Annotated in this window: 10 protein-coding genes; 2 read left to right on the forward strand and 8 right to left on the reverse strand. The window is 41.6% G+C overall.

The window, feature by feature from the left end; translation table 11 throughout:
• Together nrdI and nrdH are read right to left on the reverse strand one after the other, a co-directional pair.
• Entirely contained in the window at positions 1-501 is a 501-nt protein-coding gene (gene nrdI, locus D0T18_RS01080) for a class Ib ribonucleoside-diphosphate reductase assembly flavoprotein NrdI (RefSeq protein WP_004109846.1), read from the reverse strand.
• A 3-nt stretch (positions 502-504) separates the two neighbouring features.
• A complete protein-coding gene (nrdH, locus tag D0T18_RS01085) occupies positions 505-765 on the reverse strand; it encodes a glutaredoxin-like protein NrdH (protein WP_102155485.1) in 261 nt (86 codons plus the stop codon).
• A 425-nt stretch (positions 766-1,190) separates the two neighbouring features.
• Here nrdH and gndA point away from each other — a divergent pair, with 425 nt between their 5' ends.
• Complete coding sequence (gene gndA, locus D0T18_RS01090; RefSeq protein ID WP_004109841.1) at positions 1,191-2,645, forward strand: NADP-dependent phosphogluconate dehydrogenase; 1,455 nt, start codon at positions 1,191-1,193, stop codon at positions 2,643-2,645.
• 89 nt (positions 2,646-2,734) lie between these two features.
• Here gndA and D0T18_RS01095 read toward each other — a convergent pair whose 3' ends face one another.
• The 5 genes from D0T18_RS01095 to D0T18_RS01120 form a co-directional block, all read right to left on the reverse strand.
• A complete protein-coding gene (locus D0T18_RS01095) occupies positions 2,735-4,072 on the reverse strand; it encodes an ATP-binding protein (RefSeq protein ID WP_004109838.1) in 1,338 nt (445 codons plus the stop codon).
• Positions 4,073-4,353: 281 nt separating this feature from the next.
• Positions 4,354-5,178 carry a 6-phosphogluconolactonase gene (pgl, locus tag D0T18_RS01105; protein ID WP_116440326.1) on the reverse strand — a complete coding sequence of 275 codons (825 nt, stop codon included), beginning with the start codon at positions 5,176-5,178 and terminating at the stop codon, positions 4,354-4,356.
• 54 nt (positions 5,179-5,232) lie between these two features.
• Complete coding sequence (locus D0T18_RS01110) at positions 5,233-6,174, reverse strand: glucose-6-phosphate dehydrogenase assembly protein OpcA (RefSeq protein ID WP_004109831.1); 942 nt, start codon at positions 6,172-6,174, stop codon at positions 5,233-5,235.
• The gene (gene zwf, locus D0T18_RS01115; RefSeq protein ID WP_012913784.1) at positions 6,171-7,751 is read right to left on the reverse strand and encodes a glucose-6-phosphate dehydrogenase; all 1,581 of its coding nucleotides are present in this window, start codon (positions 7,749-7,751) and stop codon (positions 6,171-6,173) included. The genes D0T18_RS01110 and zwf overlap by 4 nt, the downstream gene beginning before the upstream one ends.
• A gap of 103 nt (positions 7,752-7,854) precedes the next feature.
• Entirely contained in the window at positions 7,855-10,275 is a 2,421-nt protein-coding gene (locus D0T18_RS01120) for an acyltransferase family protein (protein WP_081378953.1), read from the reverse strand.
• A 321-nt stretch (positions 10,276-10,596) separates the two neighbouring features.
• Here D0T18_RS01120 and D0T18_RS01125 point away from each other — a divergent pair, with 321 nt between their 5' ends.
• Entirely contained in the window at positions 10,597-11,091 is a 495-nt protein-coding gene (locus tag D0T18_RS01125) for an inorganic diphosphatase (RefSeq protein WP_004105658.1), read from the forward strand.
• A gap of 149 nt (positions 11,092-11,240) precedes the next feature.
• Here the strand turns inward: D0T18_RS01125 and D0T18_RS01130 are convergent, their stop codons facing one another.
• Complete coding sequence (locus D0T18_RS01130) at positions 11,241-12,032, reverse strand: beta-carotene 15,15'-monooxygenase (RefSeq protein ID WP_116440327.1); 792 nt, start codon at positions 12,030-12,032, stop codon at positions 11,241-11,243.
• Positions 12,033-12,171: the final 139 nt, after the last annotated feature.

Raw genomic sequence — 12,171 nt, forward strand, 5'->3', positions numbered from 1 at the left:
TTATTTTGTTTCTTCTGTTTCTTTGAGTTGTTTTAAAAATCTCGGTATGCCCTGCGCTACTTTTTCTATATCTTCTGCAGTTCCCGTAAGTTCAAACGAGTACATATTTGGGATTCCACACTTTCCTGCAATTTGATCACCTGCAGCGCAATATGCTTCTCCAAAATTCGTATTTCCGGAAGAAATTACTCCGCGAATAAACGAACGATTTTCGCGATTATTTAAGAATTTGCGAACTTGCATCGGTATTGCTTTCGCAATATTTCCACCGCCGTAAGTTGGAACAATCAAAACGTACGGTTCGCGCACGTTTAATTCCGGCTCTTTAGGACGAAGCGGTATGCGATATACGTTCACGTTATTGCTTGGAAAATCGCAATTTTGCACAAATCTTAACGTGTTTTCCGAAACTGAGGAAAAGTAGACTACAGCTCCGATTGATTCGCCTTGTGCGCTAGATTCTGGTTCGCTTTGTTGTGTTATATTTTCTTGCTCACACATTTCTTATGCTTCTTTTGCTGTCTCTGCGGAAGTTCTGAGTTTATCCGCAATTTGCGCAATTAAATCTGGACGGTACCCACTCCAGGATGCGTCAGGAGCAATGACTACTGGAGCTTGACGGTATCCTGCATTTTTTAACTGTTCGAGTGATTCGGGGCTTTTTGACAAGTCTACAGTTTCGAAGTTCACGCCAAGTTTTGTGAACTGTCGCTTAGTTGCATCACACTGTGGGCAATGAGGTTTAGTAAACACTGTGATAGTCATTTCAATCTCCTCTGGTGATGGGGAATTTTGCAATTCCGTGTTGTATCGACAAAAGCCAAGTAGTTAGCTTACTCTGAATAAGCACTATTTATAGTGGTGTGTCGACTGTGTAAACACTATATATAGTTATTATTAAAATAGCTAAAAATAGCGTGTTTGTAAGCGTGTCGTGTTTTATGAAGTAAATATGAGCTTAGTTTTAACGATTAAAAATGTAATTTATTTCACAAAATTTATATTTGAAACTACTCAACTTGCACATTGTTAAGCCTTGTGCATATCCGCCTATAAAATTATTAAGTGCGTTTCTTGAAGGGGCGTAACGCAAAATAAAAAATTGTGTATTTTGTAGATAATGCAGATTGCTTGGGTGCGCAAAGCATGCGTGCAAATAACAAAACAAGTACAAGATAAGAGGTGTCATTATGACTCAAGCTCAGGCAAATATTGGTGTTGTTGGTTTGGCTGCCATGGGTTCGAATTTAGCGCGTAATCTTGCGCATCATGGGAATACAGTAGCTGTTTACAATCGTCATTATTCGCGCACTGAAACTTTAATGAATGAGCATGGCAGTGAAGGCGCTTTTGTGCCTTCAAAAACTGTTGAAGAATTTGTGGCTTCTCTAAAGCGTCCGCGCACCGCAATCATTATGGTAAAAGCTGGTGCTCCTACGGATGCTGTTATTGAAGAACTTGCAAATGCTATGGAGCCTGGAGATATTATCGTCGACGGCGGAAACTCTTATTTTGAAGATACGATTCGCAGAGAGCGTGACATTCGTGCGCGTGGTCTTCATTACGTTGGTTGCGGTGTTTCTGGTGGCGAAGAAGGTGCTTTGCGTGGTCCTTCGATGATGCCTGGTGGCACTGAGGAATCTTGGAAGACTCTTGGTCCTATTTTGAAGTCTATTGCTGCTGTTGCTGAAGGTGAGCCTTGCGTAACGCATATTGGTACCGATGGTGCTGGTCACTTTGTGAAGATGGTTCACAATGGCATCGAGTACTCGGATATGCAGCTTATTGCCGAAAGCTACGATTTAATGCTTCGCGGTTTGGGCATGAAGTCCGACGAAATCGCGGATGTGTTTAGCGAGTGGAATAAGGGCGAGCTTGATTCTTATTTGATTGAGATTACTGCGGATGTGCTTCGCCAGAAGGATGCTAAGACTGGTAAGCCTTTGGTTGAGATGATGGTGGATCATGCTGGCATGAAGGGCACTGGTACTTGGACTGTACAATCTGCGCTTTCGCTTGGCATACCAGTTACGGGTATCGCTGAAGCCGTGTTTGCTCGCGGACTTTCCAGTCAGGTTGCTTTGCGAGAAGCTGCCGAAAGTCAAGGTTTGACTGGTCCGGATGTGCATTTTGATTTGAATGATGCTGAGCGTAAGGCGTTTATTGAGGATATTCGCCAAGCTTTGTACGCTTCTAAGATTGTTTCTTATGCTCAGGGATTCGACGAGATTGCTGCTGCTGCAATTGAGCATGATTGGAAGATTGACCAGGCTGCAGTTGCTCGTATTTGGCGAGGCGGCTGCATTATTCGCGCTCAGTTCTTGAACCGCGTTTCCGAGGCTTTTGAGTCCGGTGAAGCAAGCGTTTCTTTGCTTTTTGCACCGTACTTTAAGGCTGCAATTGAAAAGTCTCAAGCTGCTTGGCGTAGGGTTATTGCGCGTGCGGTGGAGCATGGTGTGCCTGTGCCAGCATTCTCTAGCTTGCTTGCATACTACGATGGTTTGCGTTCTAAGCGTTTGCCGGCTTCGCTTATTCAGGCTCAGCGTGATTTCTTCGGTGCTCATACTTACGGTCGTATTGACGAGCCAGGCGTATTCCACACTTTGTGGGCAGATCCTAATCGCCCAGAAGTAAAGCAAGATTAGTGCATGTAAAAGTGTATATATAAAATTTAAAATGTCAATTATGTAAAAAGCGTCACATGCGTTGTTATTCTGCATGCGACGCTTTCTTTTTACAATACAGAAGCCATGTAGTACGGTAGGTAAAGCAGTTTGCCTTCGCGCTTAATTTCTCCGTGGTGAAGCACGATTCCTTCGCTGCTGGTTTTACTAAAAGCTTCCATAAAGTTTGTAATTGACTTTACATTTTTACTGCTGCCAGATTTTACTTCTATCGGAATAATCTTGTTATTTTTTCTTAAGAGAAAATCTATTTCCATTACTGTCTTTTTGGTATTGGTATTTGTTTTTTTGTAAAAATACGCGTTGTGTCCATTTGCTTTTAGGCACTGTGAGACAATATTTTCTATTATCATTCCTTCATTAATGTGTAATTTGTCTAGCAGAATTGCCTTATAAAGTTCGTTTTCTAGGTAAGGCTTATCTTTGTATGCTAACGAAGTTAAGAGTCCTGTATCCATCATGTAGCATTTGAAAGAAGGATTGATAGTAGATAGATTCAAAGCTACACTCGGATCTTCAACGCTGTTTGCAATGTTTACTATCATCGCTTCTTCAAGCCAGCGTATTGGATCCCTATACTCTTTAATGCGCGCGTTGGAATCTACGTGAGATAGCATGTAACGTTTGTCATGTTTGGAAAGCTCTGCTGGAATTCTATCGAAAAAATTAGTTACGTAACTAGGGTTTTCTTCTTCCTGGTCTTGCATATCTTGCTTATAAAGATTGATTATTTGTTGTTTAGCAAAGTCAACCTTCGCAAAATCTTTTGTATCAACATATGCTTGAACAGCTTGTGGCATTCCTCCAACCAACATGTACTCTCTAAAAGACTTCATTATGCTCTGGTGCATACTGCCCATAGGTTTAAGTGATTCAAAGTGATCTTTAATAGTAGGGAAAATCATGTTGTTATTGTTCGCTAATAAATACTCTTCATAGTCAAGTGGAAGTACTTCTAGCGTGTACTCTTCTGAGGGTATGAGAATATCCTTGCTTTTCTTTGTAATAGAAGCAAGTGAGCCTGTTTCAATGTAATCATAGCGAGCGTCTTCAAGCAGAGTTTTTATTGCTTGCCGAGCTTGCGGAAATAGTTGTATTTCGTCAAGTATTATAAGAGATTCTCGCTTATAAAGTCTGGTATTATAAGCTAACTGTATTGTGTTAAATAGAGTATCTAAATCTCTTAGACTGTTTATAAAAAGTTGCTTAATGTCTTCTTCGGTTTGATCGAAACGAATAAGAATATAAGACTTATACTCTTCTTTGCCAAGTTTTTCAGCTAATGTTGTTTTGCCAACTCGTCTTGCTCCTTTAAGAAAAAGCGCATAATTTGGCGCATATTCATGCTTCCATTTCAGCATTTCTTTGTATATTTTTCTATCAAACATGCGATTTTTGTGCTCTTTCTTTTATTACAAATTTGCGCTTGATTTGTTCAAGTGTTGCCGAGTGCGGTTTTCCTTGTAATTTCAACGGTTTTATAAAGATTTTCCCAAATGCGACATATTTTGTCAAGCAGATTTTCCCAAATGCGCCATGTTTTTAGGGGTCGATTTTCCCAAATGCGCCATGTTTTGAACACGCTATTTTCGCATTTGCGCCAATTTGTGTAGCGCATTTAATCTTTGACTTGCTGAATATTATGCATATTGCTAGAAAGCTATGAAAGCTACTTAATTGCAGCTTGCAAAGTTTCTGCGGTGGTTAGCCAAGAGATTTCGTCTGTTCCGTTTGCAAAAGACGCAGGATATTCAGGATTATTAGCTCCCGAAAGTGAATTCATTAAAGCAGCGCCCTTTTCTGCTCCGGCAGTCAAAAACCAAGTGCAGTGACTGTGAGCTAATACAGGAACAGTAAGAGTTAAGCGCATAGGCGGCAACTTAGGGGAGTGATTTACTCCAACAACAATGCGATCGCGATTATTAACCTGCGGTAATCCTGGGAAAAGTGAAGCCATATGCGCATCCGGCCCCATACCGAGAATTGCTAAATCAAACACTGGCTCTTTGCCAAGTATGCTCACAATTTCTTCCTCATAGTCGCGCGCTGCAGCATCTAAAATAGCGTCATTTTCAGCGTCGCTGGCTGCTGCAATTTCCTCCGCATTACGCTCATCTGCAGGCATTTCGTGAATATGAGATTCTGCCAAAGCTTTGTTAGAAGTAAGTAAGTTAAGAAACATTTCGCGAGCCTTGCGTGCATTGCGATCCTCGCTATCATAAGCTACGAAACGCTCATCTGCCCACCAAATATGCACTAAATTCCAATTAATTGCTGGTAAAAGTGGATTGCTAGCAAGCATTTGGAACATGCGTATTGAATCTGTGCCACCAGTAAGAAGTAAATGGAATGGTTTATTGAGATTTTGCACATCATTCTGTGATTCCATAATAAGAGTCACCAAGCGTTGGGCTGCAACAGCTGCAAGCACATCGCGATTATCGTATCCGTAAATACTTGCGTTATGCGCAAAAGTAACTTCATTATTTGTCATAGTTGTTCCTTTTATGCCATTGAAAATGTTTCACGAATTGTTTCACGTAATGATTCACGCATTTTCTGCAGGATTATCTCGCACCAACTGCGCGTAAATTTCGTCAGGATCAATGCGTCGCAATTCTTCGCTTAAGCAATCATCCAGAGTGCGAATAGGAAGCGCAATAGGTTGTGCAGCCTGTCCAGGCAGACTAATCAAAGCTTGATCTCCGCCAGCAGGGCGAGTGAGTGACAATGTGCCATCCTCGCGTTCTAAAGTTACGGAAGTAATAGCTTGAGCTTCAGGATTTTCAACTATTTCTACAGGAACATGCAAGCTACTCTTAAGCCAAGCTGCCAGTAAGTGCAAAGATACGTAATGAGTAGGACCCACAATCTTCGCGCTAAGAATAGGCAAATGTGGAGGTTGATCGAGCATAGAAGCAAGTAACGCGCGCCAAGGAGTTAAACGCGTCCAAGACAAATCTGCATCTTGCGGAGACCAGTTTTTGCGCAAGTTTTGCACAGTTTTAAGAGTATCGTCTGCTCGCTGTGCGTCAGTAATTCTGCTACTTGCCATAGCTCCAAGCAAATCGTGAGCAGGATCTTCAGGAGCGTTTGTTGGCCACCATGCAACAATCGGCGCATCTGGCACGAGTAGTGGAATAACAAGCGTATCCGGATGACGAACTAAACCGTTGTGCGGATACAAAATAATAATTTCACCAGCTCCAGCATCTGCGCCAAAACGCACTTGAGCATCAAGATTTGGCACAACTTCACCGCGCTCAGCAGCGTGTTCGCTAGACCAATCTCGAACCATTGCAATAACTCGGCAAGGATGCTCGCGACTAGCTGCGTTTGCTGCATCAAGTGCATGCTCTAATTCTTTAAGAGTTGTATCAATAAGCAAAGTGAGCACTCGACCAGTAGCGGATTCGCCGCGCTCTTCGTGCAATTCGTCGATTTTTGCTGCAATTTTGCTTGTATTGGTATCAGGAAGGTTGATAATCATGGCAATCTCCAATGGCGATTATCTCGAGCAAGCATAGCATCAGCTTCTGCTGGACCCCACGTTCCAGCGCGATACGGTTGCGGTTGTGTGCCAAGCGAACTCCAGAATTCCTCAATAGGGTCAAGAATTTTCCAACTTAAATCTACTTCTTGCGTAGTTGGGAATAGCGGTGGTTCACCAAGAAGTACGTCAAGAATTAATCGCTCGTAAGCTTCAGGGGAACTTTCAGTAAAAGAGCGTCCGTAACTAAAGTCCATAGAAACGTCTCGAACTTCCATAGCTGTGCCGCCAGGAACTTTTGCGCCGAAACGCATAGTAACGCCCTCATCCGGCTGAACTCGAATCACAATAGCGTTACTGCCAAGTTCGCGCACAGCAGTAGACTCAAACGGCAAATGCGGAGCGCGCTTAAAAATAACAGCAATTTCCGTAACGCGCTTGCCTAAACGTTTTCCGGTTCGCAAGTAGAACGGAACTCCAGCCCAACGGCGAGTATCAACGTCAAGTCGCACTGCAGCGTACGTTTCAGTAGTGCTTTGAGGATCAATGCCTTGTTCTTCCAAGTATCCAACAGCTTTGTAAGAGCCCTGCCATCCTGCTGCATACTGTCCTCGAGCAGTGTTGGCAGCCAAGTCTTGAGGTAGTCGGATTGCAGATAATACTTTTGTTTTTTCAGCAGTCAAATCGCTAGCGCGGAAGCTTACAGGCTCTTCCATAGCAGTAAGAGCCATAAGTTGAAGCAAATGGTTCTGAATCACGTCACGAGCAGCACCGATTCCGTCGTAGTATCCGGCTCTTCCGCCAATGCCAATATCTTCAGCCATCGTAATTTGCACGTGATCGACGTAATTTGCGTTCCAGATCGGCTCGTACATTGCGTTAGCAAAGCGGAAAGCCAGCAAGTTTTGCACAGTTTCCTTGCCTAAATAATGGTCAATTCGGAATACAGAATTAGGATCAAAAACTTCAGAAACGACGCGATCCAATTCTCGTGCGCTTGCTAAATCGTGGCCAAAAGGTTTTTCAATAATTACGCGTCGCCAAGCATGCTCAGAAGAGTGCGAAAGACCTGATGCTGCAAGCTGTTGGGCAACAACTGGGAAGCTGGAAGGCGGAATAGACATGTAAAAAGCGTGATTTCCGCGAGTACCTCTGTCTCGATCAAGTTCGTTCACTGTTTTGCTTAAACGCTCAAACGCGGACGCATCGTCAAAGGTGCCGCGTACGAAACGTATGCCTTTAGCGAGATTAATCCAAGTTGACTCACGAAATGGCGTTCTGCAATGCTGCTCAATATTTTCGCGCACAAAGTTTACGAAATGTTCATCCGTCCAATCGCGTCTCGCAAAACCAGTTAAACCAAATCCTGGAGGCAAAAGCCCGCGATTAGCTAAATCATATACTGCTGGCATAAGTTTTTTGCGTGCTAAATCGCCAGTAATGCCAAAAATTACTAGGCTGCACGGACCCGCAATGCGAGCTAAACGCAAATCACGCGGATCGCGCAAAGGATTCGTCCAAGTAGATACGCTTTCCCCAGCGTCTTGCGAATCACGTAGTGTCCTCAACTCAGTCATAGATACTATCGTAATATTTCGTAGCTATTTTCACCACGCAAAACGCAATTTATTATGCTTAATAACAGTATTAAAAAGTTTTAGCGCGTTATAACTCTAATTTTCAGCCGCCGCATACAGCTAAACGAATCATCTTCGCGTATTGTGGACCGCCGATTGGAGTTAAGTGAACTCCATCGTCAGTCAAATATTCCGAGTGACCATTACTCAAACCATGCCAGTCTATAATGCCAACATTATGATGAGTTGCTGCGAACTTGCGTAAGCTATCGTTCGTTGCATCCTGCCAAGGTTGCGGAACTCGTGTGGTAACGAAATAAACAGGTCTACCTTTTGCGACATCAACCATGTGTTGAAGCACGCTATCGTCATGAGGAGGACCGTTGGTTCCAAGAGCGAAAATCACCACATCTCCAGCGTGTTTTACCGAAATATCTTTCTCGTATTCATCAGCTCCGTGGAAAATTTGTCTACTCACTTTTCCATCTATATAAGCGTTAGGCATAACTTGCATCAAATATGGTTTAGCGCCTTCAGTAATAGAATCTCCAACCATAGTTAAGTTTACGGAACAAGTATTGCGTCGTTTGTCGATCCGCGTATGAGTAGTAACAAGATTTCGTGGAACTTTTTCCGCAATAGGGAAGAGAATGCGATACTTCGATGGTGTAGGTGGAAGAGACTGTTTTACTACATTCTTTTGCACACCTTTTGGAACTGCTTTTTCTTTTGTTTCTTGCTTAGAATTAGTTTTGTCAAAAGCAGTAGGTTTTTTATTTGACGATGAAGATTGCTCTACTTGTGCTGTCAATTCTGGGCGAAGCTGCATTGACCTATGCTTAGCTATATCTTGCCAATTTACTGGCAAGATAATTAACGACACAATAATTATGCAGCACAAAGTTAGTGAGACAGAGCGAATAAGCTTAAATAATTGTTGATCTTGTATTGGCTTTTCAAATAATTGATACAAGCATTCTGCAAGTGCAACTATTACTAGTGCTTGCAAGACTTGCTCTCCTGTAGATACAGCAGTTGTTCTATTTGCTGGGTTGAATAATTCAAGAACAGGGAAGTGAACTAAATAAATTGCAAAAGAGCGTCTGCCGATATAAGCGAGCGGAGCCCATGCAAATATTCTCGAGCAAATATTATCAGTTTGCGTGCACGACCACAGTATTAGTGTGCAAGCGGCTGCTGTTATTGTGTATCCGCCAAAAACAAATACTGAAGATGTGCCTTCTGCATACACGAAGCAGTAGCACAACACAATTGTTGCCAATAGTCCAATGCAAGATCTCTGCCATGCATGAAGTGGATTATAAAAAACAGTTTTTGGCTTATTGAATGCGTTATTTGGAAGTTCTTGTATATCTGGAGCTACGCTATTATCTGATAAATCAATTTGTAATCCTTCGCGCAAGTCAGCAGGTATTCCATCTTCAGCAAATACTTTTTCGTTATTTGCGTAGGCTTTATCTGATTTTTTCGTTAGTGCTGAATTATCTACACTACTATCTGCATTACTATCTAACTTAACTGATGAAGCTAAGCTGACCGATATGTTCTTTTTGCCCATCAGCAAATGTAATGCATGAATAAGCCACGCGTGGAATGAATGTTTGGCAAACCAAGCACCGTACATTGCTAGCATTGCACCCATTAAGAATTCTGATGCTCTCGTATCTAGAGAATAGTAGACGCGAGCTGGAGTTGTGTAATTGTTAAATAAGTAGGCAAAAGTAAAAGTAAGAATAGAAGAAAGTATGGCTAAGCCTGCTGTGATATACATGCGTATTAGCTTGCTACGCACGAATTTAATAAGTGCAGCAAGGATAATAGGCCATATAACAAAAGCCTGCATTAAAAGTCCGAGATACCAAAGATGTTTGATAGGAGAAGGTAGTCCGGACTGTTCAAAATATGAAAGCTTACGAGCAACATACATTATATTGCTAAAGAATCCGGAGCCTGAAAGAGCATCCGCTTGTAACTTTGGTAGTAGACTTGGCGAAAAAAGCCACATAATTGGTGCTGTTATAGCGATAATTCCAAGTGTTGGCGGCCAAATTCTTTTTACGCGCTTTAGTAAATACTCCCAGTAATGCCTGATTCCTTGAGTATTTTTATTATTATCTTCGATATTTTTTGCATTTTTTGCGTTTTCATCTGCGTTTAAATAGCGCAGAACTGATCTCGTGCAAAAATATCCTGCCAATACCAAAAACAGTGTTACTCCAAGGAATCCTCCCATAAGAAGGCTTGGACGCATATGAAAGCATACAATACCAATAATTGCTAGAGCTCTTAAACCGTCTATTGCTTTATTTCGCTTCGAAACAGTATTTGTAGGTAAAGTAGATGATTGTTTATTTTCAGCTTTTGCGCTATTAATAGTTTTTTCTACGGTATTATTTGCGTTTGCTGAAAGATTAGTTGAGGTCGTTTTACTAGCATTTTTTTCTGCAGGAACCTTCTTTGTTTTGAAGGATTGACCTGCTTGTGAAGCAGTGGAAGTGTTCACGCATCTCTTTTTTGTCATCTTGCCTACGCTTCGGTAACCATACTGGTATGTATGCAACATATCGTGTGTAAAACGTAGCAATAGTAACTGTGTATTGAGACACTTTTATAGCTTAAAGCGTGTCTTGTTGCTATGCCTAGGATGTGCTAGAAATATGTGATTTTATGCTACTTCTGTAAGTGATACAAAACGTTTATTATTTAACGAAATTTGTTAACAAAATTTTGTTTTATATGCTCTATTGCTGTCGTTCGTCGGTGCGCGCTAAAGTGAGATAGAACAGTTATATGAATTGTTATTAAAGTTATCAAAGGAGCCAATATGGCAGAAACTTTTAACGTTGTGGTAGAGATTCCACGCGGTTCTAAGAACAAGTATGAAGTGGATCACGAAACTGGTCGCGTATTCTTGGATCGCACCCTTTTCACAGCTATGGGTTATCCAGATGATTACGGTTATATTGATGGCACTTTGGGCGAAGATGGCGATCCACTCGACGCTCTTGTTATGATTCCAAATTCTGTGTTCCCAGGATGCGTTGTTGAGTGCCGCGCTGTTGGCTTGTATCACATGGTTGACGAAGCCGGTGGAGACGACAAGGTTTTGTGTGTTCCAGCGGACGTTCGTTTCGACGACATCAAGGATATCGATGACGTGAACGAGTATCACAAGGCTGAAATCAAGCACTTCTTCGAGCAGTACAAGGCTTTGGAACCAGGTAAGGAAGTTCTTCCTGGTGACTTCTGGGCTGGCGTTGAGCAGGCTGAGAAGGAGATCGTTGCAGCTCGCAAGCGCTTGGAAGAAAGCGAAAAATAAGTTTCGCTTTTAATGAGTAAAACAATAAAAATTAAAAGTTAATAAATAAAACGTCGAAGACACATACTGTGTTTTCGACGTTTTTATGTAAGTGCGTGCTGCTTTCAGAAGTAAATTAAAACGTAACGTTGCATACGCTTTTAATAATTTTAAGCAGCTACTAGCATTCCAAGGCCTGCAATATACACGAGTATCCCTGAAAGCATTATTGGCAATATAGAAATAGCGATATCGTGTGAAACTATTCCAGTTTCGTATTCTTCATAATTGTTGCGAACCCATAAATATGAAAGTTCTGATAGCGCGATTAGCATAAATATGCACAGTACTATAACGAGTATTCCACCGTCTAAATTGCGAAGCGATGGCATAAAGCTAATAATTGACGGCAAAAATAGCCAACCCGGAAGTGCTGCACAAGCAATACTTGCAGTAAGCGTGTGCGAAAGATTTCGTACTAAATTTGTGCGATTCTCGCGCAGCATTTGCCTCAAGAATGTTACAAATGTTGCTGCTACAAGAATTAGAGCAAAAGATACAGCCCAGCGTTCGTAAGGGTGAATTGCAGCAATGAACTTACTCATTGACACAGTTTCGTTATCAATAATGACGCTTTTTGGTAGCCATCCCTTTAATACTCCGGTTGCAAACCATGTAGAAGCAATTCCTGCGCATAATGCAATAGCTCGGTCAATTACATTTCCGTGCAGTGGCCACAACGCTATAAATGTAAGCATTATGATAAGGCATAATATAAGTGTTATTTTTGCTGTTGCGATTGGCAATATTGCTGCAATTGCGAGAAGTACTACAACAAAAATTTGGCTTACAAACATCGCTAATGCGTTCATGCTAGGTATACGGGTATGTTTTTGAACATTTACGCAAGAATTATCATTTTTCTGCATCTTGTCATTGCAGATACGTGTTTCATTGCTCATACACACTCCCTAGTGCCGTAATTTTATATTTATAAAGCGTAATATGTCCGTAAAACATTAACAAATTACTTTGTTTATTTACTAATGTAGCCTATAACCTGCACTGCGCTTTATTGTGTTGATATTTTTTATCTTTGGA

Origin of the sequence: Gardnerella swidsinskii, assembly GCF_003397705.1 — a bacterium.
Lineage (GTDB): Bacteria > Actinomycetota > Actinomycetes > Actinomycetales > Bifidobacteriaceae > Bifidobacterium > Bifidobacterium swidsinskii.